The organism is Pelorhabdus rhamnosifermentans (genome assembly GCF_018835585.1).
In the GTDB taxonomy this organism is placed as follows: Bacteria; Bacillota; Negativicutes; order UMGS1260; family UMGS1260; genus Pelorhabdus; species Pelorhabdus rhamnosifermentans.
Genome location: NZ_JAHGVE010000005.1, coordinates 125,016 through 150,962, shown reverse-complemented (window position 1 = coordinate 150,962; position 25,947 = coordinate 125,016). Strand labels below are relative to the sequence as shown.

Below are 25,947 nucleotides of genomic sequence, written 5' to 3'. Positions count from 1 at the left end.
GATGGTTTATTTTTAATAAATCATCAATCAGGGTGGCACCGCGGGTTAACCCCTCGTCCCTATTATTAGGAGATGTGGGGTTTTTTATGTTGCAAAGAATCCGAAGGAGGACAAATGAAATGAATGATGAGCCGTTGAAAAAAGACCAGACTTTTGTAAGTTTTGATAAAAACGAGGGAAATAAGTATCGTTGGATGGCTGTCACTGCCTTGCTCTTAGCTATTGGTGCCATCTTGCATTTTGTTGTTCCCAGTGTTGGCGGAATCTCTCCAAACTTTATGATTTCCATGTATGTGATTGCTATTAATTTGACTCGCCCGACCTTGTTGGAATCAGCCGGTATTGGGCTTGTAGCTGGTATTATTAATATTCCGACATCTAAGTCAGCATTTCCTTTTGCTAATATTCCCAGTGAACTTGCCGGAGCCCTTTGCTGTGCCGTCACGATTCATTTATTTGCTGGCATGCATTTGAGCCGATTTAAATTGCTGCCAGGTTTGTCAGCGGGTCTGAGTACACTTGTCAGTGGTCTTATTTTTACGGGAATTTTAAAGTTTGTGCTTGTTTTGCCGTGGAATGTCTATTTTTATGGCATGCTGCCTGTTGTGGCAATTGTGGCATTGCTTAATGTGGTGATTACGCAGGTTTTGTATTATCCTGCTGAGAAATTATTTCATCGTCAGGAGAATGAGGAAGAATGAACATTCGGTTGGAACACTTTTCCTATGCTTATCAGAAGAAAATTATTTTAGATGATATCAATCTTGCTATGGAATCAGGCAGTTTGACAGTCATTACCGGACTGTCTGGTTGTGGTAAAACGACACTTTGCCGGACTTTATGCGGTCTTGTGCCTCATTATTTTGGCGGCAAGGCGGCAGGCCAAATTTATTTTGGCCAAAAGAGCAGTCTGACGAGTTCTTTAACGGAGATTTCGCCTCAAGTTGCCATTGTTCTTGAAGACTATGAAAGTCAGCTGTTTAGCATGACTGTTTACGATGAAGTGGCTTATAATTTAACGTGTCCACCTGCCAAGCGAACGGCGATTATTGAAAAATACCTCCGGCTTGTTGGGCTAGAGGGGCTTTCTCAGCGTGAAGTATCCAGCCTGTCAGGCGGGCAAAAACAGCGCCTTGCCATTGCCGGGGCTCTTGTCAAAAGACCGCAGCTGCTTGTTTTGGATGAACCAGCGGCGGCGCTCGATCCGGCAGGTACAACAGAGCTTTATGCCCTGCTCAGCAAATTGTGTAAGCAAGGACTGACTGTTATTGTTTCGGAGCAGGACCCGCGTGAGTTAATGCTGCTCGCCGATCAAGTCGTTTTTTTGCAGCAGGGCAGAGTGGCTTGCTCAGGCAAGAGTGAGGAAGTTGCCGCTTTCTTGGAACAACAGGAAGAGTACCGGGAATTTTTGCCTGACCTTTGGAAGCTGCGCCTATTGATTGGTGATCTTTCATTGCCTTATTGGAAGAGTTCAGGTGAGGCGAAGCTCTTTTTGGGCCACTATTTAGCAGGTGGGGTGGAACAAAGTGCTTAAGCTGGATCAGGTGAGCTTTGCCTATAGCCCTGAGTTTTCTTTACATGAGATTAATTTTTCTGTCGATCATGGGGAATTTGTTGCCATTGTCGGCAAAAACGGAAGCGGAAAGACAACGCTTACGCGCGTCATTATGGCCTTAACACCGATTGAAAGTGGGCATGTTTTTTGGCACGGTCGCGATTTAGCCGGCAGTGAGCCTGCCGATTTGGCTCGATTTATGGGTTATGTTTTTCAAAACCCTGATCTGATTTTTTTTCATTCGACAGCTGAAGAAGAAGTAGCCTATGGGCTTAGGCAACTAAAGGTTGAACCGAAAAAAATTCAGCAGCATGTTACGCAGGCCTTTGCTGCTGTGGAACTTACTGGGCAAGAAAAGAAAAACCCCCGTCTCATGACGAAGGGGGAAAAACAGCGGCTGGCTATTGCTTGTACATTAGCCATGGAGCCGGAACTTTACTTGCTTGATGAACCAACTTGTGGGCAAGATATGCCCTTTCGCGATAAATTGATGACGATGCTTACTGGGCTGTGTCATCAGGGGAAATCTATTCTTGTTGTTACGCATGACATGGAGATCGTCGAAAAGTTTGCTTCTCGTGTGCTTGTTTTAAATCAGGGGAATTTAGTCTTCGATGGTTCTCCAACGCAGTTATTTAAGGATATAAAGCAGGCCTTAAGCTGGGGATTAAAAGTGTCTGATGCCAACGTGTTGTCACAAAATCTTGCGAACGTGGGGATCAGTCCAACAGGGTCTTTAACGCAGCTTGCTGAACAGATTCGCTTGCGAAGGGGGCAATAATCATGGAAATACGTACAATAACAAAATTTATCTTGGCTTGCACTGTTACGTTGTGGTCCGTTGTTTTGCAAAATCCCTTACTATTAATCCTGTTAGTTGTGGCTGAAGTAGCCCAGCTTGCTATATATTCCAAGCTAAAGTCATCACAAAAGATGGTCTTTAGTTTGTTTGGCTTTTCTATTGTTTTGGCTATCATCCAGCTTGTTTTTGGCGCCGCAAAAGAAGTGGCTATTCTTTCAGCACTAAAGATGCTGTCGATGACACTTATTTTTGTGTATCTCATGAGTACAACCAAATTAACACAGTTTCATCATTTGTTTGTCCATACCTTTCATTTGCCGGCAGAATATGCTTTTATGCTGACTTCTGTTTTCCGTTTTGTTCCTGATCTGATTAGGGAAAGCCGCGAGGTGCGGGAAGCTCAGACTTGCCGCGGCTATCGTACTGGCCGGGGAGTGAAGCAAGTCATTTCCTATGCGGCATTAATTGGACCACTTGTTCTCAGAGCCGTGAGTCGTTCAGAAAGTATGGCCATGGCCTTAGCCTTGCGGGGATTTTCTCCTTGCAGCGTCGAAGCAGAAGGACCCATCGGGAGTAAGGATTACGCCTTTTTTGCAGGCTTGGTGGCTGTGACATTTTTCTTGCTTCGTGCCAGTTTGGCATCATTGTGATTTAAAAAGTGAAAAGTTCTCGGATTTCAGCCTCGTTCATTTTAGTTAGGAAGGTTTCACCAGGATGAATGAGGCTGTCAATCATTTCTCGCTTTTTCTGTTGTAGGGCATAAATCTTTTCTTCAATTGTATTTTTGGTGATGAGTTTGTAGACTTGTACAGCCTTCTGTTGTCCAATACGGTAGGCTCGATCTGTCGCTTGCTCTTCTACGGCTGGATTCCACCATGGATCATAGTGGATGACCATATCGGCGCCAGTCAGATTTAATCCCGTTCCTCCTGCCTTGAGTGAGATGAGGAACATTTGTTTTTCACCAGAGTTAAACGAATGGACGAGTTTGATGCGTTCTTCTGATTTGGTTGATCCGTCTAAATAATGATAAGAAATCTGCATCTCTTCCAGTTCTTGCTGTATAAGGTTCAGCATGCCTGTAAACTGGGAGAATAGCAAGATACGGTGGCCGCTAGACAAGGCGTCAGTTAAAATTTCTTTGAGCATATCCAGTTTTCCGCAACCGCCGTGGTAGTCTTCAATAAATAATGCGGGATGACAGCAGAGTTGTCGGAGTCTTGTGAGTAAGGATAGTATTTTAATTTGGCTTTTTTCGAAGCCATAGGTTGCAACTTCTGATTCAAATGCTGTCTGGGCTTTGAGAATCCAGGCACCGTACAGCTTGGTTTGCTCTTTTGTCATTTCATTGGTCATTTTACTTTCAATTTTGTCAGGCAGTTCCTTGAGAACTGTTTTTTTCATGCGTCGTAAAATGAATGGATGAATATGGCGCGTTAGCTCAGTGAGTGCTTGTGAGTCGCTATTTTTGATAATAGGTATTTCATAACGGCTAGTAAAATTCTTATGAGTGCGTAGATAACCTGGCATAACGAAATCAAAAATCGACCATAACTCCGTTAGGGAGTTTTCAATCGGTGTTCCTGTGAGGGCAAAGTAGCTGTTCGCTTTAATTTTTTTGACTGATTTGGCACTCAGTGTTTGTGGATTTTTGACATGTTGTGCTTCATCTAAGAAACAGTATTTGAACTGTCGTTTTTCGTAGAACTTGATATCCCGCTTGATGAGTGCATAAGACGTGACAAGTAAATCGGCCAGCCCACTGGCTTTTAGTTGCTTTTTGCGTTCGTCTGGTTGGCCGGAGATAACGGCCAATTTGAGAGTGGGGGCAAATTTTAACACTTCATCCTGCCAGTTATAGACAAGTGATGTGGGAGCAATGACGAGGGAGGGGAGCGGGCTTTGCTGTTTTTCTGAGAGAATAAATGTGAGGACTTGCAAGGTCTTTCCAAGTCCCATATCGTCAGCTAAAATTCCTCCCAAGCCATAGCTTGCCAGAGTTTTTAGCCATTTAAAACCTGTTTTTTGATAATCTCTTAGCTTGCCTTGAATTCCTTGCGGCAGGTTAAGCTCCATATCTTGGGGTTCGCGAATGTCTTGGACCATTTGTTTAAAAGACTTGCTGCGTTCCAGTGAAAAATCGGCATTTTCGCGGGCCAGACTATCGACATACAAGGCCCGATATTTGGGAAGCTCTATGATGCCCTTTTCTACATCCGTCGTACTAAGATCCAGTTCGTGGACAAGAGTGGCCGCCATTTGTAAATCAGGTGAATCAAGGGGAATAAAGGTCCCGTCAGGCAGACGGTGATAGCGTTTTTTCAGTTTGTAGGAAGCCAGTAATTCTAAGAGCTCACGCGGCGATGTTTCGTTATAATCAAAGGAAAATTCCAGCATATCCGTGTCTGTATTGAGTTTGACACCAGCCGTGATTTTCGGTGGCTGTTTCAGGACGATTTGTTTAAAAGCATCCGTGTAAAAGACCTCGGCCAGAGCTTGTACATCAGGCAGGGTTTGTTGCAGAAAGTCATACGTAGTTTCTTCATCAGGCTGCTGGAGTTTTTCGTGGTTCCAGGCAAATTGGTGTTGAAAAAAAAGCGTTAGTAATTCATTTTCTTCAACAAGGGAGCGCAGCAGCCACTGTCCCTTAATTTCTGTATTTTGGGAAGGCTGGGCGGGATTAATCACAACTTCACCGTAACGAAATTCAATTTGTGCGCTTATGCCGTCGCCGAAACGGTCGAGGTAAACCCGTTTTTCCAGAGTTTGTTTATAAAAATTTTCGTAAACAGCGTTGTCCACTTGGACAGGAACCTGTTCTTCCAATGATGGAAGCATCGTTGATACAAATTCTGATAAGGCTGTAGGCGGAATGGGAACGCTGGGTTTGCCGACCTTTCGAAAACATGTCAGGAGTGGTTTCATATAGCTGGAAAAATCGGGTTCAACCTGATAAATGTGCTGCTTGTAATAAAGAAAGGTGTAATCTTCATTCAGTCCCAATAGAGGCTCCTCTGCTTTGAGGGCGAGCTCTAAGGCGTCTTCAAGCTTATTGACTGAAAAAGTGACAGGAGGCCGTTCTTTCAGTATTGTGATATCGTTGGCAGGACTGCCGTTGATTAGGGCTGTAAAAGGGCGACTCATGACACAATCAAAAAAGCGGCTTAAGTTGTAATCTGTTAATTTAAATTGTCGCGGATCATTAAAGGCTGAATAAGAATTACTATAGTAACTCCAGTTTGCACGTTGCTGTTCTTCCGCATAAGCTTGCTTTAATAGGTTCAGTAGGGGCTGCGAAGCGTCATCAAATTGGGCTGTTTTTGGATTTAAGGTGAATTTTTTGCCATAAACAAGGGGTTCATTGTTTGCTAAAGCCATAAGGAATTTAGGGATATCTTTTAAAACATATAAACGCTCGCAGCCAATGGTAAATTCAAGCCAACTTATGCAGTGACCGAACTGATCAATAGAGACAGCATAGGTCGGTTGGAGTTTGATTGGGGATTGCGGAACTGATTCAGACGGAGGTGCTGTCTTTTGTTGGAAGAAGGTCAACAGTTCCTGTGTGGCTGATGCCAATTGGCGTGTCTGTTTTCTGCCGGCAAGGTCTTGGTTTTGAATACTTTTTAATACAGCAATCGTGTGTTTGCAGGCACCCTCATAGTTATAGGACGCTGGACACGTACAATCGTAAAATTCAATTTCGCCTGCGGCATCTAATTTGATACAGACATCATAGAGGGTTTGTCCAATGACTTGTGCTTCAAAGGCATGGTTATCCGTAAAAAAACGGAGGCCTTTGACTCTACCATCATGACAATATTGGCATCCCCTGGCATACGTAGAGAAGGTAGCTGCTGTCGAGCGAATTTGTTCTTCTGTCAGCATAAAATAAAATCCTTTCGCTTGTTTTAAGCATAACGCTAATTTTTTTCATTATAGCATGTTAAGAGAGGGAACCTTCATAAAATACATAAATTTACTTATGCGGATATATAATGATGTGATTGCCCCAGTTAAGGTTCAGCCAAAATTTGTTATATCGTCGGTCCCGAATGTAGGTTGACAGAAGTCAGACATATTTGTTATAATACTTTATGTCTTTCAAATACGGAGAGGTGTCCGAGCGGTTTAAGGAGCTGGTCTTGAAAACCAGTGATCCTGCAAGGGACCGTGGGTTCGAATCCCACCCTCTCCGCCATATTTATTAACATGGAGTGGTACTCAAGTGGCTGAAGAGGACGGTTTGCTAAATCGTTAGAGGTCGTGAGGCCTGCCAGGGTTCAAATCCCTGCCACTCCGCCATTAAAAGAAGAGTAAGAGGCTTTGGAATTTTTCCAAAGCCTCTTACTTTTCTTTGTGGGGTGAAAGCTGTTAATCTTTAAAGAGCAGTGATAAATAGTTACGACGTTTATACAATACTCGTAAGACAAAAATTGAGGACTGCTCTACTCGGTAAAAAACAAGATAGTTTTTGCAAATGATGAAGCGATACTCTATTTTAATGGAAAGAAGAGAACTCAAGGGTGTTCCTTTATGAGGAAAATCAGGTAAAGTGCGGATAGCATTGGTAATGAAACGGATTAAATCAAGCGCCGCTTCTGGGTTCATAAGGTCATTGGTTATATAGGCTTTAATGGCCGCTAAATCATCATAGACCATAGGAGAAATTTTTAGTGTGTACATGTTTATACTTTTACTTCTAATGATTTTTCAAGATGATCTATTGATAGCCAGCCTTTTTCTTTTCCAGTATGTTCACCATCCGCTAGTTCTGATAAGAGTTTGAGTGATGCAGTCATTTTTTCATATTCGTCAATATCCAGCAGGACAAATTTTCCTCTGCCGTTTTTTGTTAAAAATACGGGAGAACTGGCAGATACGTCTTTAAGGACAGAATTATAGTTTCGTAAATCGGAAATTGGTTTTATGTTTGGCATAAGGTTACCACCTCGTTCATTTGCTTTGTTGCTATTATTGTAGACTAATTTTAATTAAAATACAACAGCAAAAAAGACGTAATCTTATTTGACAATACAACCGGTTGCCTTAGGAAGCATAGGGACGTAGATTTTGTTTCGCGTGAAGATGAATTGGGCAAAAGCACAAAATCGCCGTTAAAGAGGCTTGACTGTTTCTTTAACGGCGATTTGTTTGCTATAATTATTGTTGCTAGGAATTTAGAGAGGTAGAACTGTCTGGAGGATTTTCGTTGAACAGTGGCCGGATGACCAAAATCCCCGGCTGTCTTTCCACAAGCAGCGTATCACTCGGCTGGAACCCGAATTTTTCCAGCCATTTCCCCTGGAGTTTGATAACAGGTACGGGCCGGCCGTTTTGATATAAGAAATTTACCGGCAGGAGACGATAACTCTTTTTGTTTCCGTCTAACATGTGTATGACCCCCTTATTGAGACTGTCAGCGGAATTGTTGTTTGCCGACGGCCTCTTTTTTAGGGGGAATTTAAAAGACGCATGTGTCAGGTATGCTTACCTACACATGCGTCGTGATGACAATACCCAAACATACCTTCGCTTGTACTATAGGAAATAATTGGGTATAATAAATCATGTCGTCGTGGACAGTGATCTGTTACGTGTAGGTGGTAGTGCACCTGCGCGTGCTTATAAGTGTTTGCCTCACTTATGAGACGCGGCGGCTTTTAAATTCCCATCTATTTCTAATTATAGTACGTATTCCAATTTTTGCAAGAGGAATTGGCAGAAAATTGTTCGACAAACAAGATTTTGAAATTAGAAGCACAGTGACGTATAGTTTGCTTCTTGTCTGGATGGAGAAAAAAGCAAACAAATCGCTGTTAAAGGCGCTTGACTGCATCTTTAACAGCGATTTGTTTGACGTATTATTATTGTTAGGAATTTAGAGAAGTAGAACTGTCCGAAGAATATTTTAAAGCTTGCTGCTATTTTTTAGATAATCGGCTATAATATAAGTGTATTGAATATTAGCCGAAAGGTGACGATGGGATGCGTTATATTAAACGTGATATGGAAAAGATCGTTACGGAACTTTCAGAACAATATCCTGCAATTTTAATTACAGGGCCTAGACAGGTTGGAAAAACAACAATGCTTCAGAATCTAATGGAAGGCTCAGATAGAACCTATGTGTCTCTTGATGATTTAAATATTCGAGCATTAGCAAAATCCGACCCAGCAATGTTTTTTCAAATATATAAAACACCAATTTTTATTGATGAGGTGCAGTACGCACCTGAACTTTTCACATACATTAAAATAATGGTAGATAGAAATCAAGAACCGGGTGAATTCTGGTTGACGGGTTCTCAAGTTTTTAAGTTAATGCACGGAGTTCAAGAATCTCTCGCTGGACGTGTTGCAGTGCTTAATCTCTCATCGCTTTCTCAAAATGAAATATATAATTCTTGCAATAATATTCCATTTACTGCAGATTTAAAAGTGTTAAGTGATAGACAAAAAACGATCAAAGTTGCGAACACTCCAGAAATATTTAAACGAATCTTTACGGGCGGGATGCCAGCGATAGTTAGTGGCAAGTACAAGGATAGCAATATCTTTTATATGAGTTATTTAAGCACCTATTTAGAGCGTGATGTAAAAGGACTATCAGGATCAATTGATTCTTTAAGCTTTATGAAGTTCATTACTGCTACAGCGTGTCGTACTAGTCAAATTGTAAACTATGCAGATATTGCACGAGATGCTGACATAAATCAAATTACAGCCAAGAGCTGGCTGACGATTTTAGAAACATTAGGAATCATATTCTATCTACACCCTTACTCAAACAATATCCTAAAAAGAACAATTAAGACACCGAAGCTGTATTTTTATGACACCGGTCTTTGTACGTATCTTACAAAATGGAGCAGTCCTGAAACACTTGAAAGTGGTGCAATGAATGGAGCTGTGCTAGAAAATTACGTAGTAAGTGAAATCTTCAAAAGCTACTATAACTCAGCGAAAACTCCATTCATATATTATTACCGCGATAAGGATATGAAGGAGATAGATTTGATCATTGAAGCTGATGGAAAGCTATCTCCAATTGAAATTAAAAAAACGGCATCACCGGCATCACAACTAACTAATGTATTCAAAACGCTAGATAGAGCAAATATAGAACGGGGTAATGGGGGTGTGCTGTGCATGAAGGAAGAGTTAATGGCATTTGATAGTAAGAATTATATTATTCCCATTAGACTTATATAATCGTCACAAAAGGCTATAGATAAAATTCACTATAAGGGGTCGGTATATTTTGAAAAGTCTGTTGACTAAAATCGTCAGCAGGCTTTTTTATATTCTGGGCAGAATGTTACTAGGGACATATTTTAAATAGAAAGAGGTGTGTCGATGCAATCCAAAGGTATTCAACTGAGTAAAGAGAATCAGGAAGTTTTGCTCGCAAGTATCCAGAAATTTTTCTTAACTGAACGTGATGAGGAGCTGAGTGAATTTCAAGCTGCGCTTTTTTTGGATTTTATCTTACAGGAAGCAGGCGTATATATTTATAATCAAGCCATCGCTGATGCCCATCAGCTAATGAATCAAAAAACAGAAGAACTTTTTTCACTTGAAAAACGTATTATTCCTCGCTAGTTGTCGAATAGTTTAGTAGAAATTTTAGTACTGTTGTGAGGTGATTGTATATGGGGCGCTGGATTTTACATGTCGATATGGATGCCTTTTTTGCCTCGGTGGAGCAGCGGGATCATCCGGAGTATCGCGGCAAGCCTGTGATTGTAGGCGGCCTTGGGGCGCGTGGTGTCGTCTCGACGGCGTCTTACGAAGCCAGACGGTTTGGTGTGCATTCAGCTATGTCCATGCATGAGGCGCGCAGGCTCTGTCCGCAGGCGGTTTTTCTTGTACCCGATATTTATCATTATCAGGCAGTGTCCCAAGCGATCCATAAAATATTTCGTGCTTTTTCACCGCTCATTGAGCCTTTATCACTTGATGAAGCTTTCTTGGATATATCAGGCATGCAACTGCTTTTTACCAGTCCTGTGGCTTTAGCTAAGCAGCTCAAAGCGACGATTCGGGCGGAGCTCAATCTTGTGGCTTCAGTAGGGTTGGCACCGAATAAATTTTTGGCTAAAATAGCGTCAGATATGCAGAAACCCGATGGTCTGCAGGTCATTGAATATGGCAAGGAAGCAGCGACAATTTCTCCGTTATCTGTCGACAAAATTTGGGGCGTTGGAAAAGTTACGCTACCGCAATTACGGCAGTTAGGGCTTTTTACGATTGGTGATGTTGCGAAGGCAGAGTTGGCGTTACTTGAACAGACTTTTGGTATTTTCGGGCGGGAGATGCAGCAGCTTGCGCGGGGAATCGATGTACGTCCTGTGTTGGTTCAGCAGGCGGCGCAGTCGATAGGACGGGAAACAACATTTGAACAGGATTGGGTTGATGAGGAAGCGATCTTGACGCACTTATTTGCACTAACGGAACAGGTTGGCTGGAAACTTCGGCAAGCAGGACTTGGTGCACGGAGGGTGACGCTTAAAATTCGTTATCCTTCTTTTGAAACAGTGACACGCAGCAAGACCCTTTCTCAGGTGATTTCACTTGATGATGATATTTTTCAGGTAGGACAGGCGTTGTTTTTGGCCTTACCGCGGCGCGAGCCTATTCGCTTGCTAGGGATTAGTGTCTCTCATTTGCTATCGACGAGCCAGTTATCGCTGTTCGAAGCGGAGGAAAGTAAAAAATCCAAACTTTCCGTAGTGACAGATGAGTTAAAAAGAAAGTTTGGTCAGAAAATTGTTACGCGTGGGCGACTAGTAACAAATAAAGAGAGCCGACACAAGTCCTAGCAGGAATTTGTGTCGGCTTTCTTTATAACTTGTTTTTCTTACGAAGCCACAAACAGAGCCAATAGGCAGTCTTTGCAGAATATCGGGAAGAGTCTATGATGTTATTGCGAATTTTTTGTTCAAGACTCGTGTTTGTTTTAGGATCAGATAAATAAAGTGCCTTGAGGCCATCAATGACAGTCTGGGCAAAAGCTGGTTCAGGTAAGGATTGGGCATATAAATAAGATTGAGTGGCAAAGAAAGCGAGTCTCTCGCTGAGTTCAGCGGGGTTTTGATAGTAAGTGACAAAATTCAAATCGCCTTCACGTTCATCTTCCTTACGATCAATAAAATAGTCGAGTAAAATATGAAAGCCGCAAATCCATGGAAAGTAGGCCGTCAGGGTCAGCTCAATCTCGTCAGGTGAAAGATAAGGCTTGCTAGCCAGAGCACAAAGCATAAAAATACCGAGCGTTGAACCGGCTGCTGCTGCAAATTCATAGGCAGTGAGTTCCGGATAGATGGGGAGGTAGCAGTCATTCCATGCAGCAAGCTTTTGCTCTCGTTCTGTCGTTGCAAGATGCTTATAGGTTTGAAGCTGGCTGTAGAGGGAAGCGAGCTTGATTACTTGTGATTTAACAAGAGTATAAGAAGGAAGCTTTTGCAGCTCCTGTTGACAAGTGACGACGAGCGTCCGAAGATAGCTAGCGTCGTGTTTATAAGGATAATAGCAATAATAGTTTTTTAACGGTGCATGGGGATTGACGGCATCTGTCATGGCTAAGTGAAGTTGGGTAAAGGCTTTTTCGTCTGTCACCGAGGCTCTGTCACAGAGATTATCCAGGTAATCACTTATCGTTTGGAGTGCTACAACGAAACGAACAAAGTCAGGTGTGCTGACGCCGGGATAGAGACTATAGACACTGCCGCCGAGACAGTGAAAGCGTTTTTGCTGAATGCTGCTTACCGCTTGAGCGGCTAATTCCGGTCCGAGATGTCTTGTAGCATAAGTATGCCAATAGACAAGCTCTTTGTCGACAAGTGGGAATACTTGGCGTATAAGCCGTGTAATGATAGCGGTTGAAACGATTAGTTGCTGGAACAAGGGTCTTGAATCTCCTTTATTATCCTATTCGCTTTAGTATGGACAGTAACGCTGGTTAATTATACAGAGCTACTCGTTAGGCGAATGGATGCAAGTCTTTGTTCCGTTAGGCTTCTGTAATAATGAGTGGCAACTTCATTTCTTTACGGAACCACTTTTGGTGTTTTTTTATTGCTTGTTGTTCAATGACGGCATTGTCATAAGCCTCGAATTTTAATTCCGCTTGAGTGGGTGTTAATTTTACCGTAACTCCCTGAATGACACTCATTTCTGTTTGGTCGAGACTTTCGGCAAGGGCTAGTATCAGGGCTAGCTTGCGGGCAATGCTCCAGTCAGCCTCGTCAAGAAATTCATAATAAATTCGCCGCATCGATTTGGTACTGACACCATGGTGCCAGCCCGTCACTGCGGAAATGAGCATTTGTTCACGATGCGTTAGACCAAAGAGCCGGGCATTTTCTACTAAGTAGGCGCTATGACGGGCGTGATCGTAATAATTAATGGTAATGCCAATATCATGGAGAAATGCAGCCGCTTTTAGCAAGGTCCGTTCGCGCAGCGTGAGTTGATGGAGTTTTTGCCATCCGTCGAACAGTGTCATGGCTAGATGAGAGACATGGTAGGCATGGATGGTATTGCCTTTATAGAAGAGTAACATGTTGCGTGTGCTGTGCATGAGGATATCAGGCAAGACATCGGCTTGCTGCTGGCGTGTGAGATAGTAATGCATAAAGAGTCCTTCTCTTAGACCGCAGCCGCTAATAATAAATTGTTCCCCAGCCGATACTTCAAATAGGGCTTTTACGACATTCATGCCAGCCAAAATAATATCGGCCCGATCACTGCTTAGACCGGGAATTTTGCGCCGTTGACTTAAATTCGTTTTAATCAGGCTTTCCCAGAGGCTATCCAGGGATACCATACCCATCCGATAATTGTGTAACTTCGGGAAAGGATAGTTTTTGCGTCGTTGGTCCATTTTGGCGATATTACGCGCTGTTCCGCCAATACCGACTAATGGCAAATTTAGCTTGCTTAGCCAGGGAATGGCCAACAGCTTGTCTAGGATATAATTATTTAAATTGGCAATTATTTCATCTGTAACCTTATCTTGTGTTTGGAATTTCTCCGATAAGGTAATGGCACCAAACGGCAAACTGACGAGTTCGGCTACTTGGTTGTTGCGGACCAAGGTCAGTTCGGTACTGCCACCGCCTAAGTCAAATAATAACGCATCTTTAATATCGATAGTATTCGTGACAGCAATACTTCCGATTTTCGCCTCTTTTTTTCCGCTAATGATTTCAAGGGGGATACCTGTCAATTCGCGTACTTTCGCTACAAATGCCTGTCCGTTACTGGCATTGCGGACGGCAGCGGTGGCTGTCGCAATAATTCTGTCTACCTTGTGTAACTGACACATGTGTGCAAAAACCTTTAAGGTGTGGATGGCCCGTCCGATGGCAGCTTCTTGAAGCTGATTGTCTTGCTCCATACCTTCACTGAGCCGAACACTTTCTTTTTGATTGTAGACGAGATTATAGGCACCGTTATGATAGATATGCATGACAATGAGTCGGGCTGAGTTGGATCCTAAATCGACAATGGCAATGTGCTCAGTCATATTATCACCTCCGGCAATAGTGTAGAAAATATAAATAATAACTACTCATAGTGATAGTATCAATAATAGGGTTCAAAAGGCAAGTGTTTATTTACACAAAAATAATCTTCTGGCGGCATAATAAGACAGGGAAATCCAGGAAAATGTCGAAAATAGTTTGATCATACAGAAAGGTGGTGAGACCATGGTAAAGCAAACGCCGGAATATTTTGCTGCCATTCATTTAGGATCGGAACAAGTGAGTATGCAAATTGTCGAATATACGTGTCTACAAGACATGAAAGTCATTGATCAAGTGAGTCGCCGAGTGGATTTAGGCGAAGAAATGTTTCAAACTCATAAAATTAGTTTTGGTACTTTAAATCAAGTGTGCAATCTTTTAAAGGGGTATTGGCGATTGCTCAAAGACTATGGTGTAAAAGATTATCGTCTTGTGGCGACAACGGCTGTACGTGAAGCGACAAATCAAAATTATATTATTGATCAGATCAAGGTCAAGACGGGTTTGCGTGTGAGTGTTGTCGATATGCCGCAGGAAATTTTTTATAAATATGTTTCGTCTTATCATAACTTAGCTGAGCAGGGGCTTACTGCAGATAAAGAGGGGATTTTGTTTGTCGATATTTCTTCAGGTGGGCTGGGTATGACGCTGCTTCAGGAAGAAACCATTCAATTTCAGCAAAATCTTCACATTGGCGCACTCCGAATCAAGGAAGGGTTTGAATTGGCTCAGCGGGAATCAGCCCATTTTCATCAAGCCCTTGAGGAATATATTTATAGTGCTGTAGAACCAGTTAAGAATTATCTGGAGAATTGTCGTATTCGTTATCTCTCTTTATCAGGTATTGAAACAGGCTTGCTCCTTAAAATGCTTCATAAGGTACGTCGTGGCAATCAGTTCTGTGTGATTAGTGTGGATGAATTTAATGTTCTTTATGAACAAGTAAATCGGCTGAATGTGCCACAACTGATGCAGATTTTTGATTTAACCATAGATATGGCTGAAATGGTGCTTCCCACGCTGGTATTATATCACCAGATGTTATCTCTTACTCATGTACAGGAAATCGTGATTCCTTGTGATAATTTTAAGGATGGTATTACTCTTTTGCATCTGGCTGAACAAAAACGTGATCCCTGGATTAAGGTGATTGAAAATCAAATATTTAGTCTCGTGTGGAACTTAAGTAAGCGTTATCTCTCAGATACAAAGCATGCGCGAATGGTGGAGAAACTTTCCTTATTGCTGTTTGATAAAATGAAAAAGCTTCATGGTCTTGACAAAAGGGAGCGATTTATACTGCAAGGTGCGGCCATTTTGCACGAGATCGGTAAATTTGTGAGTTTACGCCGTCACTATTATCATTCTTACCAACTGATTGTGTCTTCCGATATTATGGGGTTTTCCAATCGTGAAAAAGCGATTATGGCGAATGTCGCTTATTATCATACGAAGGGAATTCCACATAGTGGACAGGCCAACTATGCTAAACTTTTAGAAGAAGACAAGGTGACAGTAGCCAAGCTCGCCGCCATGATTCGTTTGGCCGATGCCATGGATCGCAGCCATCGAAATAAGGTCAAAAAGGTGAATATATCGCTTAAAGGCAATGATTTGTTTATTAAAGTCGCAGTTCATGAAGATTATTCCCTAGAAGAATGGACTTTTGCTTCTAAAGCAGATTTTTTTGAAGACGTCTTTGGTGTGAGGGCTTTGTTAGAAAGGGGGAAAAGTAATGTTTGATAATGCGGAGTATTTTTTAAATCGTGAACTGAGCTGGTTGAAGTTTAATGGCCGTGTGCTGCAAGAGTCAGGCATTAAAACGACTCCCATTGGAGAAAGGTTAAAGTTTATTGCCATTACAAGCTCTAACTTGGATGAATTTTTCATGATTCGTGTGGCAGGGTTACGTCATCAGCTTGACAGTCATATTCAGAAGCGCGATGTGTCAGGTCTCACTGTGGCTGAGCAACTTGCAGCCATTTCTCATGATACGCATGTGCTTGTGCAAGTGCAATACCGTTATTTAAAGAACATTATTCGGCAGCTTCAAACGCAAAAAATTGAGTTTGTCACAAATAGTCAATTATCCCAAACTGATCAACAATGGTGTTATACCTATTTTCGCAATACCATCTATCCCGTTATTACACCTGTTGCTGTAGATGCCAGTCATCCCTTTCCTTTTCTGTCTAATCGTAGTTTAAACCTGGCCATCCGAATTACTCGCAAAGGTCAGGATGAAAAAATTGCGGCTATTCAAGTGCCCGCAGTATTGCCGCGTCTTGTGACGATACCGGTTCATACGGAAGTGCGTCAGTTCATTTTTCTTGAACAACTTATTGCAACCTATTGCAGTGAGCTATTTTACGGCTATGAAGTCAAGGAAGTCGTTCCTTTTCGTATTACGCGTAATGCCGATCTGACTATTGATGAAGAAGATGTGAAAGATTTACTGGAAGAAGTGGAAAAATCGCTTCGGCAGCGCAAACGTGGCCAACCGGTGCGGCTTGAAATTGGTAAAACAGCTTCGGTGTCTTTGAAAAATTTTATTGTTGATGCACTGAATTTACCTCCGGCAGATATTTATGAAATTGCTGGGCCGCTTGATGCAACCTGTTTCTTTAACTTTGCTGATCTGCCTGGCATGGAAACGTTTAAATTTCAGCCCAGTACGCCGCAAATTCCAGCTGATTTGTCTGATGGAAAAGATTTATTTGAAAAAATTCGCACGGAAGATGTCTTGCTTCATCATCCTTATGAGTCTTTTGAACCTGTTTTGGATTTTGTCCAGCAGGCGGCAGCCGATCCTGCCGTACTGGCCATTAAGCAGACACTATATCGCGTCAGTGGTAATTCGCCCATTGTGAAGGCTCTTTCACAGGCAGCGGAAAATGGCAAACAAGTGACGGTTCTTGTGGAACTAAAGGCGCGTTTTGATGAAGAAAATAATATTTTGTGGGCCAAACAATTGGAGGAAGCGGGCTGCCATGTCATTTATGGTTTAGTGGGTCTTAAGACGCATGCTAAAATGATTCTTGTTGTTCGTAAGGAGAACAATGGTATTAAGCGTTATATTCATATGGGGACAGGAAATTACAATGATTCGACAGCCAAAAGTTACACGGACATGGGACTTTTTACAGCTAATGATCAGTTTGGGGCCGATGCCTCGGCTTTTTTCAATGTTTTGTCTGGTTACTCTGATCCTCCTGTATGGAATAAGATTACTGTCGCTCCACTGGGATTAAGAGCGAAACTTGTTGAGCTCATTGATTATGAAATTGAAATGGTTCAGCAGGGAAAAAGTAGTCATATTATAGCTAAGATGAATTCTCTCCTTGATAAAGATATCATTAAAAAACTATATGAAGCATCTGGATATGGTGTTAAAATAGATTTAATCGTACGTGGTATTTGTGTGCTAAGGCCGGGTCTTACGGATATTAGCGAAAATATTACCGTTCGGAGTATTGTCGGTCGCTTCTTGGAGCACCATCGAATCATTTACATTCAAAATGATGACGATGAGAAAGTCTTTTTATCTAGCGCTGATTGGATGCCGCGTAATTTAAATGAGCGAGTGGAACTATTATTTCCCGTTGATCAGGACAAACATATTCAGCGGATTAAAAGGATACTAGCTATTATGCTGGCAGATAATCAAAAAGCTCATATTATGAAGAGCAATGGGACTTATCGACGTGTGCCGAAGCGTGGTAAGAGCGTCAATAGTCAGGTAGAGTTTTGTAAGTTAGCCCAAGAAACAAGGGTTGAGCCAAATCTCATTGAGCACCGTTTACAGCCGCTATACCGCAGAGAAGAATAGTAGGAAAGTAGAATAGTAGGGAGGATTTAATTTGGCAAAATTTGAATTGGGTTTTGGGCAGAAAAACATTTCGTTTGAAATTCCCGATAATCAGCTCATTGCTACTGTAGAGGGGAGGGATTATCCAGCTGCAAAAGATATGGAGGAAGCTTTTAAGGAAGCCATTGAGCATCCTATTGGCACGTTACCGCTAAAAGAGATCATTGCCGCAGATGATACAGTCGCTATTGTTGTCAGTGATGTGACGCGTGCTTGGATTCATTATGAACAATTTTTGCCGCTTTTGCTTAATGCGCTCAATGATTTTGGTGTACCTGACGAGAAAATTTTTTTGATGGTCGCTTTGGGTGCCCATCGTAAGCATAGTGCTGAAGAACAGGTAAATGTTTATGGCGAAGAAGTGGTGCGTCGCGTCGCCATTTATCAAAACGATGCTTTTAACGCCGAGGAGTTTGTTTATCAAGGTACGACATCGCATGGTGTTAAAGCTTATCAAAATAAACGTGTTGTCAATGCTGATAAAGTTATTTTGACAGGTGGTATTGTCTATCATTTGATGGCTGGGTTTGGTGCCGGGCGGAAATCCGTTATGCCGGGAATTTCCGGTTATGAGACCATTCAGGGCAATCACGCGCTTTGTCTGAATAAAATTGTTGGACAAGGTCTCAATCCTGAATGCTATAATGGGAATACTCAGTCCGATATGGCACAAGATATGATGGAAATGGCGGACATGCTCCAGCCGGCTTTTTTACTGAATGTCGTCATGAATGCCGAGGGAAAGGTAGCCAAATTTGTTGGCGGTCATTATGAAAAAGCTTGGCGGGAAGGCTGTCAGACTGTGGAGGCTATCTTTGGGGTCCCGGTAGCCGAAAAAGCTGATTTAGTGATTGCTTCTTCTGGTGGATATCCCAAGGATATTAATCTTTATCAGGCAACAAAGTCAACGGAAAATGCGGTTATGGCGTGTAAAGAAGGCGGCGTCATTATTGCACTGCTGGAATGCCGCAATATTGGCGAGCCGCCTGATTTTAGTGATTGGTTCCAGTATAAGTCACTTTATGAACGGGAAATGGTTCTCAGAAAAGGTTTTACTGTACCTGGTTTTATCGCTCTTAAAATGGGGTTTAGTGCGAAACGCATGACACATATCATTGTTTCTTTGCCTAAAAACCGTGAGTTTATAGAAAATGCCGGACTGGTTTTTGCAGCTTCTTTCGAGGAAGCGTTAACACTCGCTGAAGAAAGGTTAGGGAAAGATTATAAAGTGACAGTCATGCCCCACGCTGCCAATACGATGCCTGTGATTCAGGCGTAAATATCATGATTGAGGTGATTTTGTGAGTCAAAAATTTAAAGTGTGTATTCATTATGAAAACGATTATGGTTATATTGCCTATGATCCGGATACGAAGGCATTCAGCGTCGTATTAGCCAATGCTGAGAAGAAGAAAGTCGTTGAAGACTATCTTTCTACACCGAAAACGATTGAAGTGGCTAATGGCAAAACCATTCATGATTTTGCTTCGCAGACAGGGTTACCCACAGATAGTCTGGAATTTTTCCAGAACAATCTGGCACGGTTGTGGAATGATACGGGTGTTTTGATTGATTGGAGTCACCCTGTAGCTTAAAAAAACGGACTTATCCACAAAGTTATGCACAAAAAAGTGTATAATGTGGATAAGTCTTTTTTGTTGGTGGAGAAAAAGCCAGTAAAAACAAGGTTTATGCACAATTTGAGTTGTGCACGTTATTGTGGATAGTTGACACGATTCGGCAAAGTAGGTAGCGCTGTGTCTGTTGATTTAACAGGGATGGTGTCGATTGTGGATAAAGTGGATAAGCGTGAATAATAGAAATTCTTTTTGTGTCATTTTTAGGGGGCTTCACATGCGTCAAGTAAGTGCAACAGAACTGGCCAAGCTTGGGAAGTGTGAACGCCAGGCATATTTTGATTATTGCTATGGCGAAGATACGACACTTACGGCAAAATATATTTACAAGGGAAATGAGGCGCATGAACAATTTAATCAGAGGTTGTCTGGTCGAACGAAACAGGGTTTGTTTGTGAAGTTTATCTTGTTTATTTGGCGTTTGGTTGTGCGAATATTTTGGAGGTAACATGTTACTTTTTTTAATATTACTAGCAGTTGTTATTCTATATAAATTTTTGTGTTCGAGAAAAAAGGCTAAGCTTACTCCTTATATGCTAGAGTATTTTTTGAAAATTACTGACCCCGTACCCCTTTGCGGGAAGCCTGATGTAGTATGGATGAATCGCAAGGGAATATTAATTGTCGGCGATTATAAAAGTCGCTGCCACAACAAGGTATATGACTCCGATGTTATTCAGCTTTCTGTATATCGTCTACTCGTTGAAAAGACCCAACAAAAGCCTGTTGCGTCTTTTGGCTATATTCATTTTAAAGGGGCGTCTAGGAAGGTTAAACTACTGAGTGAACGGGAGATTATTGATTTATATCATCGCTATTGGAAGATCATTGAGGGACAAGTAAAGCCGAATCAAGCGGGAAATAACAGTTATTGTCAGAATTGTTCCCATCAATCGATCTGTTCGTCATGGTGAGAGGATAGTAGGATTGATGGCGTTCTTGTAGAATGTAAGCATAAGCGGTGCGTGAAGCAGATAAGGAGGATGTATTTTGCATGGCGGGTAAAAAATACTATGGGGTAAGAGCGGGCCGAATTCCTGGCGTTTATCGTGATTGGACGCAATGTAAAAAACAGATTGATGGTTTTCCAAATGCTTTATTTAAAGGTTTTCCCACCGAAGAAGAGGCCGAAGCTTATGTCAATCAAGTGGCTGCTTCTGCAGTCGCTCATACAAAAAAACGGCTAGACTCGATTGCAGATATTTTCGTTGATGGCAGTTACTATAAAAATCGTTATAGCTGGGCCTTTGCTGTCTATCAAGCGGGGGAATTGTCTTTTTCAGACAGCGGTGCTGGCGAAGATGACGAAGCGGCTAAAATGAATAATGTGGCAGGTGAATTAGCGGCAGCTGTAAAGGCTATGGAATGGGCTGAGGCCAATCACATCCAGCCTATTACGATTCATCATGATTATATGGGGATTGCTGCCTGGGCTGAAGGGGCCTGGCAGGCTAAAAATAAATTTACTCTTGCTTATGCCAAGTTTGCTTCAGAACGTTTGAGCTGGGTACATTTTCAAAAAGTTGAAGGGCATACAGGTGTTTCGGGCAATGAGCTTGTGGATAAGCTTGCCAAAGGCGCACTTGGAATATAGGGGGCGTACGATGGTACGATAAAAAGAGCCCAGCATGAATTGAATGCTGGGCTCTTGCTTAGATGTGGAGGTATTGATGTTAAACTATATTCATCACGCGGATACAGTTATCATTGTTCTACATGAAATTTATGGAGTTAATCAGCACATCATTGATATATGTGAAGAGTTTTCGAAATGTGGGATGGATGTCATTGCTCCTAACTTGCTTAAGGATAAGGAGTCTTTTCGTTATGACCAAGAAGCAATCGCTTATCAGCACTTTATGAATAATATTGGATTCGGAAGTGCCTTCGATCAAGTAAAAAGGGTTCTTTACAATGTGCGAGCGAGCTATAAAGCGGTTTACGTGGTTGGTTATAGTGTAGGAGCTACACTTGCGTGGTTATGTAGCGAAACAGGCTTATGTGATTTAGCTATTGGATTTTATGGCTCAAGAATACGAGATTATTTTACGCGAAAGCCTAAATGCCCGGTTTTATTGCTTTTTCCTACTGAAGAAAAAACTTTTGATGTGGACGACTTGATTTCACATTTAAGTAACTTTGAACATATCCAAGTTGAAAAATTAGCGGGCCAGCATGGTTTTGCTAACCCGTTTTCGGCCAGTTATAATAAAGAATCGGCAATTAAATCCTGTAGGAAAATCATGTCCTTCGTTAAAAAATATGAAAGGGGAATGAGTAAACCTCGCCGTAATTGGTAGGGGTTTATTTTATTTAATGCTTGACCTTAACATGAATGTCATACTTTATAATTATAAATGAATCGAGAGGGGATTAAAGTGCTAATTAGAGAATTGTCGCGTAAAACGAGTGCAAGCGTGAGGTCGATAAGATATTATGAAACAAAAAAGTTGTTAATTCCTAAACGGTTAGAAAATGGATATCGGGAATATGATGAAACGGCTGTTGAAAGAGTAAAGACTATTCAACTTTATATCAGTCTGGGACTGAATACTGACGACATTGCACAAATCATTGACTGTCCGACTTCTATGCAAAGTGGGCGCCCCTTATGCAAGCTTGTTCGTAAGTTATATAAAGCAAAGTTAGCTGACGTCAATAGTAAAATTGCAATATTGCATCAGGTGCAATTGCGTCTGCAAGAGAGAATACAGGATTTTGAGGAAAGTTGATCGTGATGTAAGCCGTTAGCTTGAAAACCAAGAGAGGAGATTTTATTATGATTATTGATAGTCATGCCCATGTTATGCTTCCATCAGAGCGGCAGTTGCAACTGATGGAAGAAGCTAAGGTGGATTGTACTATTCTGTTTACTTCGACGATCCATCCGGAAACAGCAACGAACATGCAAGCTTTAGAAACAGAGCTAAATAGTTTGTATGATATTGTGAACGGGGTAAAAAATCCGCTGAACGAAAGGATACATGCCACTACAGAGCTTGCTCAAATAATAAAGGAAAATCCCACAAAATATATTGGCTTTGGCTCCATTCCATTCGGCTTGTCTTATCATGAAAACTTGGAATGGATAAATAAATATATTTTAGCTAATGATTTTCGTGGTATTGGCGAACTAACCCCAGGTTCGGGTCAGGTATCTCAACTGGAACCTTTGTTCTTGGCTTCCCGTGAGGTAGGTAATCTTCCCCTTTGGGTTCATACGTTTTTACCGCTTAATTTTGAGGATATTAAGGCGTTGCTGATTTTAGCTAAAAAGTATCCAAGTGTTCCATTAATATTAGGGCACCTTGGCGGGATACATTGGTTAAATACATTGAAGGCCATTAGGGACATACGGAATATTTACTTAGACTTATCGGCAACTTTTACCACAATAGCACCCTCGTTTGCCATAAGAGAATATCCTGAACGTACCTTTTTCAGTTCAGATGCACCCTATTGTTCACCATTAACAGCAAGAACTATCATCGAGCAAATCGTTTCAGATCCGCATATTTTGGCACAAGTTTTGGGCGGAAATATCGCTCGATTATTAAATATATGATAGGATTAAGGGACTTAGCTAATTGACTAATCATTTATTGCTGATTAATATAGATACTTTAACGGTTCTAAGGGGCGGAAAAGAGGAAAACTATTGGTTAACAAACTAAATTTAAGAAAAGAAACAGAGCATTTTACAATTTATTACAACGAAATAGATAAGACATGTATAAATAAAGTTTCAGCTGTTCTTGAAAATAATTATAATAAAATTACCAATCATTTTAATCAACAACTTCAAGAGAAATTGACTATTGAGATTCATTCAGACCTTAATCAACTTCATCTTGCTTTAGGATTTCCCAATGCGCCTGATTGGATAAGAGGAGGGCTTGGAATAGGCAAAATTGTCATAGCGTCTCCTTTAAATCCACCCCGAGGTTCAGAATTTGATAATGTATTAAATACAGCCGTTCACGAGTTTGTGCATATTATAGTAAATAAAATAAATGCGGCTACACCCAGATGGCTGAATGAAGGAATTGCAGGTTACGAAGCAAAAGACAATGATGAAAACTGGATAAGAAAAACGGTCAAGAATGGGTTAGTAAGTAATAAGATTCCTACATTCAAAGATTTAGATACTGGCGAGGATTTTGAAACTTTTTTTAAACGTAATGGTTATCCATACTCATACACTATAGTAGAATCAATTATTGAAGAGTTTGGTTATGATAAGTTATGTAATTTTATAAAATCGCCTAATAACTTTGTAGCTGCTTTTGGCATAACGGAGAACCAATTGCAAAATAAATGGATGGAGTATATTAGAAAGAACTATCTCTTAATGTAAATTTGAAGGTACATTTTTCTTTCAATGCTCTCCAATTGACACGTCGCCTTGAAAATGGTATACTAATTATCGTTAAACTTGTAAGAAAAGTATTGTTTGAGCTTGTTAAATTTGTCAATTTGTCGTCACATGCGCCCGTAGCTCAGGTGGATAGAGCGGTGGTTTCCTAAACCGCGTCTTGCGAGGGTTCGAGTCCCCCCGGGCGCACCAATTAAATACAAGAAAAAGCAAGGCTTCAGGAGTTCTGAGCCTTGCTTTTTTGCGTGCTTTTTTAGTGCTTTGTATGCAATTTGTATGTAACGGCGCTTTCTTGCGAGGGTAGGAAGAGAAAAATTGGTGATTCAAGAGCAGTTATCCCCTTTGCTTGAACAGAAGGTATTAGAAGCACTTCTGATAGGATGAGGGTAGCTGTTTATCGGTATTTGAAGTTGCTGGTTTATCACTATAACTCATAAGCCTAAAAATTGCAGATTTTAAATATCCTTACTGACTTTCTGTTAAACTTATAATTTGTTCAGTTGAAAATACTATACTATTTTGCTCTAAACTGTACGAATAAAGAATAAGGAAGATAATTGATAAAGGCTGTTTTACACATAAGACTAAAAGACGATAGTATCATGATTTCAAGGCCAAGGGGCCTTTTTTTGTTGCTGTGTGGCAATCTCGTAAAACTAAATGAACAAATTTTAAGGAGATGAGAAAATGGTTTTTAGGGATGACGGCATTGAATTTATCGACGGGTATGAACAGCGGGAGCAAAACGTAATAGACCAAGCTGTTGTAAATGGTTCGCAGACACTGGTTCCCAACGGTGGGGAGCAATTGGGTGTACAACCAATTGTGGGGACAGCCGCGATTGAGTATAGTATTGGGGAAAAATACAAAAGCGTGTTGACTGCCGCTCAGAGCCCGGAAGAATTTGACGCACAGGTAAAAATGTTTAAGGCGGAACTAAGCGCCAAGCAACTGAATTTTGGCACGGCTGAGAGTGGAATGTCGTTAACTGGTATCAATGATGAACCAACACCGGAACGTATAGAGCTGCAAAAACAGATAGAGTCAATTGTGACTCTTAATTCCGAAAACATCGCATCTAAGCCGTTATCGCCTTTAGTGTGGAAAATGAGTGACATGGCAGCGTTTAGATCATCTGGATTGGCTAATTCTTCATTCAATTTTAAAGTTGATAATTATTTATTTAATCCCGATGAGGCACATGGTTTTAATGATGTATGGAGAAAGAATTTTGAAATACTTTTAGGACCCAATAATGCGGCTTTTGTTGATGCAACGTTAAGTTATAAGGATATTGCATTGGACTATCGTTTGGAGTATAATCAAAATGGAATATTATGGAGAGTCAGCGCTGCCGGAATACCGCACCCTGATGATTATAATAGTTTTATTGAACAGCAAAGAATAATTGAAGGTGCAACTAATCGTGCAATTGAAGACATTAAGCCTCTTGTAAACACTTCACAAGTTGCTTCAGATCCCATATTGACAAATAGAAGTACAACATATAGAAATACAGATATGTTATTTTGGGCTAATGGCTTATCTCCGCGTGAAGGTAAGCTGGTAAATCTAAGTTCAGCCGATTTAGGAGATGACGGTGAGTCTGAGACAGCTAAGCTAAATCGACAGAATGCTGTACAATATGCTTTAGATCATGCTATGGATACAAGCCATCATGATGGTTTCCACTATTTTAGCGCAGATACAGGTGGTGGGTCGGACTGTGCTAATTTTGTTTCACAATGTTTGTGGGCAGGTGGAAGGGCTATGACTGACGAATGGAATTGGAAAGGGATTACATATGAAGGATATAGAGCATGGTTTGGTAAGATCACCGTAAATGCAACACCCGCCTGGATAAATCCGGATCCGCTCTATAGATATTTTTCTAAGCTGGAAAATTCATATGGTGTATCGTATCTTACTAGCGTGGATGAAATATCAACGATTGCTGCTGATGTTAAGCCAGGTGATGTTATAGCTTTTAATAATCTAGGAGAGAATGTTCCTAAAGGACAAATTAATCACGTGGCTATTGTTGATAGTATAGAGAATGGTGAGATATATTATTGTGGGCATACAACGAATAGAAAACATCGATCTTTAAGAGAAGTATTTACAGAGGATAAATATCAGGGAGATATTTATTTTATTCATATTAATTATGAATAGC

25 protein-coding genes, 3 tRNA genes and 1 other annotated feature (1 of these 29 cut by a window edge) are annotated in these 25,947 nt (G+C 41.2%); of the genes, 22 read left to right on the top strand and 6 right to left on the bottom strand.

Annotation, left to right across the window (positions count from 1 at the left end; translation table 11 throughout):
• Positions 1-64, top strand: a binding site (T-box leader) (it extends 210 nt beyond the left edge of the window).
• A 55-nt stretch (positions 65-119) separates the two neighbouring features.
• The 4 genes from Ga0466249_RS08020 to Ga0466249_RS08005 are packed head-to-tail and all read left to right on the top strand — an operon-like array spanning position 120 to position 3,007.
• Complete coding sequence (locus Ga0466249_RS08020; protein WP_215828934.1) at positions 120-701, top strand: tryptophan transporter; 582 nt, start codon at positions 120-122, stop codon at positions 699-701.
• The gene (locus Ga0466249_RS08015) at positions 698-1,534 is read left to right on the top strand and encodes an energy-coupling factor ABC transporter ATP-binding protein (protein ID WP_215828933.1); all 837 of its coding nucleotides are present in this window, start codon (positions 698-700) and stop codon (positions 1,532-1,534) included. The genes Ga0466249_RS08020 and Ga0466249_RS08015 overlap by 4 nt, the downstream gene beginning before the upstream one ends.
• Positions 1,527-2,336 (top strand): energy-coupling factor ABC transporter ATP-binding protein, encoded by an 810-nt coding sequence (locus tag Ga0466249_RS08010; protein WP_215828932.1) that lies wholly within the window; start codon positions 1,527-1,529, stop codon positions 2,334-2,336. Before Ga0466249_RS08015 ends, Ga0466249_RS08010 begins: the two co-directional genes overlap by 8 nt.
• Positions 2,337-2,338: 2 nt before the next feature.
• Positions 2,339-3,007 (top strand): energy-coupling factor transporter transmembrane component T family protein, encoded by a 669-nt coding sequence (locus Ga0466249_RS08005; protein ID WP_215828931.1) that lies wholly within the window; start codon positions 2,339-2,341, stop codon positions 3,005-3,007.
• Position 3,008: 1 nt separating this feature from the next.
• On the opposite strand, the gene Ga0466249_RS08000 is transcribed toward Ga0466249_RS08005, so the two are convergent.
• Positions 3,009-6,245 carry a DEAD/DEAH box helicase gene (locus Ga0466249_RS08000; protein ID WP_215828930.1) on the bottom strand — a complete coding sequence of 1,079 codons (3,237 nt, stop codon included), beginning with the start codon at positions 6,243-6,245 and terminating at the stop codon, positions 3,009-3,011.
• 224 nt (positions 6,246-6,469) lie between these two features.
• Between Ga0466249_RS08000 and Ga0466249_RS07995 the strand changes: the two genes are divergently transcribed.
• Positions 6,470-6,558 (top strand) — tRNA-Ser (locus tag Ga0466249_RS07995).
• Positions 6,559-6,571: 13 nt separating this feature from the next.
• Positions 6,572-6,662: transfer RNA gene (locus tag Ga0466249_RS07990), tRNA-Ser, on the top strand.
• Between the two features lie 69 nt (positions 6,663-6,731).
• Here Ga0466249_RS07990 and Ga0466249_RS07985 read toward each other — a convergent pair.
• From Ga0466249_RS07985 to Ga0466249_RS07975, 3 genes are all read right to left on the bottom strand, one after another.
• Positions 6,732-7,043, bottom strand: a complete 312-nt coding sequence (locus Ga0466249_RS07985; protein WP_215828929.1) for a type II toxin-antitoxin system RelE/ParE family toxin — start codon at positions 7,041-7,043, stop codon at positions 6,732-6,734.
• Between the two features lie 2 nt (positions 7,044-7,045).
• Positions 7,046-7,297 carry a type II toxin-antitoxin system prevent-host-death family antitoxin gene (locus Ga0466249_RS07980; RefSeq protein WP_215828928.1) on the bottom strand — a complete coding sequence of 84 codons (252 nt, stop codon included), beginning with the start codon at positions 7,295-7,297 and terminating at the stop codon, positions 7,046-7,048.
• Positions 7,298-7,529: 232 nt separating this feature from the next.
• The gene (locus Ga0466249_RS07975; RefSeq protein ID WP_215828927.1) at positions 7,530-7,751 is read right to left on the bottom strand and encodes a SymE family type I addiction module toxin; all 222 of its coding nucleotides are present in this window, start codon (positions 7,749-7,751) and stop codon (positions 7,530-7,532) included.
• Between the two features lie 594 nt (positions 7,752-8,345).
• Here Ga0466249_RS07975 and Ga0466249_RS07970 point away from each other — a divergent pair.
• From Ga0466249_RS07970 to Ga0466249_RS07960, 3 genes are all read left to right on the top strand, one after another.
• Positions 8,346-9,572: an ATP-binding protein gene (locus Ga0466249_RS07970; RefSeq protein WP_215828926.1), complete on the top strand. Its 1,227-nt coding sequence runs from the start codon at positions 8,346-8,348 to the stop codon at positions 9,570-9,572.
• A 144-nt stretch (positions 9,573-9,716) separates the two neighbouring features.
• Entirely contained in the window at positions 9,717-9,962 is a 246-nt protein-coding gene (locus tag Ga0466249_RS07965; RefSeq protein WP_215828925.1) for a DUF2164 domain-containing protein, read from the top strand.
• Between the two features lie 50 nt (positions 9,963-10,012).
• Positions 10,013-11,182: a DNA polymerase IV gene (locus Ga0466249_RS07960; protein ID WP_215828924.1), complete on the top strand. Its 1,170-nt coding sequence runs from the start codon at positions 10,013-10,015 to the stop codon at positions 11,180-11,182.
• A gap of 22 nt (positions 11,183-11,204) precedes the next feature.
• Here the strand turns inward: Ga0466249_RS07960 and Ga0466249_RS07955 are convergent, their stop codons facing one another.
• Positions 11,205-12,266: a tetraprenyl-beta-curcumene synthase family protein gene (locus Ga0466249_RS07955; RefSeq protein WP_215828923.1), complete on the bottom strand. Its 1,062-nt coding sequence runs from the start codon at positions 12,264-12,266 to the stop codon at positions 11,205-11,207.
• A 106-nt stretch (positions 12,267-12,372) separates the two neighbouring features.
• On the bottom strand, positions 12,373-13,890 hold the full coding sequence (ppx, locus tag Ga0466249_RS07950) for an exopolyphosphatase (RefSeq protein ID WP_215828922.1): 1,518 nt from the start codon (positions 13,888-13,890) through the stop codon (positions 12,373-12,375).
• A 184-nt stretch (positions 13,891-14,074) separates the two neighbouring features.
• Between ppx and Ga0466249_RS07945 the strand changes: the two genes are divergently transcribed.
• The 13 genes from Ga0466249_RS07945 to Ga0466249_RS07885 all read left to right on the top strand — a co-directional run bounded on the left by Ga0466249_RS07945 (position 14,075) and on the right by Ga0466249_RS07885 (position 25,946).
• Positions 14,075-15,634, top strand: a complete 1,560-nt coding sequence (locus tag Ga0466249_RS07945; RefSeq protein WP_215828921.1) for a Ppx/GppA phosphatase family protein — start codon at positions 14,075-14,077, stop codon at positions 15,632-15,634.
• Complete coding sequence (locus tag Ga0466249_RS07940; RefSeq protein ID WP_215828920.1) at positions 15,627-17,720, top strand: RNA degradosome polyphosphate kinase; 2,094 nt, start codon at positions 15,627-15,629, stop codon at positions 17,718-17,720. The genes Ga0466249_RS07945 and Ga0466249_RS07940 overlap by 8 nt, the downstream gene beginning before the upstream one ends.
• A gap of 31 nt (positions 17,721-17,751) precedes the next feature.
• Positions 17,752-19,038, top strand: coding sequence for an NPN-dependent 2-hydroxyacid racemase, LarAH10 family (gene larAH10 / locus Ga0466249_RS07935; protein ID WP_215828919.1), 1,287 nt, complete (start codon positions 17,752-17,754; stop codon positions 19,036-19,038).
• Between the two features lie 22 nt (positions 19,039-19,060).
• Entirely contained in the window at positions 19,061-19,354 is a 294-nt protein-coding gene (locus Ga0466249_RS07930) for a hypothetical protein (protein ID WP_215828918.1), read from the top strand.
• A gap of 259 nt (positions 19,355-19,613) precedes the next feature.
• Positions 19,614-19,844 carry a hypothetical protein gene (locus Ga0466249_RS07925; RefSeq protein WP_215829035.1) on the top strand — a complete coding sequence of 77 codons (231 nt, stop codon included), beginning with the start codon at positions 19,614-19,616 and terminating at the stop codon, positions 19,842-19,844.
• A 1-nt stretch (position 19,845) separates the two neighbouring features.
• Positions 19,846-20,310: a CRISPR-associated protein Cas4 gene (locus tag Ga0466249_RS07920; protein WP_215828917.1), complete on the top strand. Its 465-nt coding sequence runs from the start codon at positions 19,846-19,848 to the stop codon at positions 20,308-20,310.
• 80 nt (positions 20,311-20,390) lie between these two features.
• On the top strand, positions 20,391-20,990 hold the full coding sequence (locus Ga0466249_RS07915) for a ribonuclease H1 domain-containing protein (protein ID WP_215828916.1): 600 nt from the start codon (positions 20,391-20,393) through the stop codon (positions 20,988-20,990).
• A 76-nt stretch (positions 20,991-21,066) separates the two neighbouring features.
• Positions 21,067-21,696: a dienelactone hydrolase family protein gene (locus Ga0466249_RS07910; RefSeq protein WP_215828915.1), complete on the top strand. Its 630-nt coding sequence runs from the start codon at positions 21,067-21,069 to the stop codon at positions 21,694-21,696.
• A gap of 78 nt (positions 21,697-21,774) precedes the next feature.
• The gene (locus Ga0466249_RS07905; protein ID WP_215828914.1) at positions 21,775-22,128 is read left to right on the top strand and encodes a MerR family transcriptional regulator; all 354 of its coding nucleotides are present in this window, start codon (positions 21,775-21,777) and stop codon (positions 22,126-22,128) included.
• A 47-nt stretch (positions 22,129-22,175) separates the two neighbouring features.
• Positions 22,176-22,961, top strand: coding sequence for an amidohydrolase family protein (locus tag Ga0466249_RS07900; RefSeq protein WP_215828913.1), 786 nt, complete (start codon positions 22,176-22,178; stop codon positions 22,959-22,961).
• Positions 22,962-23,054: 93 nt separating this feature from the next.
• A complete protein-coding gene (locus tag Ga0466249_RS07895) occupies positions 23,055-23,753 on the top strand; it encodes a peptidase MA family metallohydrolase (RefSeq protein WP_215828912.1) in 699 nt (232 codons plus the stop codon).
• Between the two features lie 131 nt (positions 23,754-23,884).
• Positions 23,885-23,963 (top strand) — tRNA-Arg (locus Ga0466249_RS07890).
• 495 nt (positions 23,964-24,458) lie between these two features.
• Positions 24,459-25,946: an amidase domain-containing protein gene (locus Ga0466249_RS07885; protein ID WP_215828911.1), complete on the top strand. Its 1,488-nt coding sequence runs from the start codon at positions 24,459-24,461 to the stop codon at positions 25,944-25,946.
• Position 25,947: the final 1 nt, after the last annotated feature.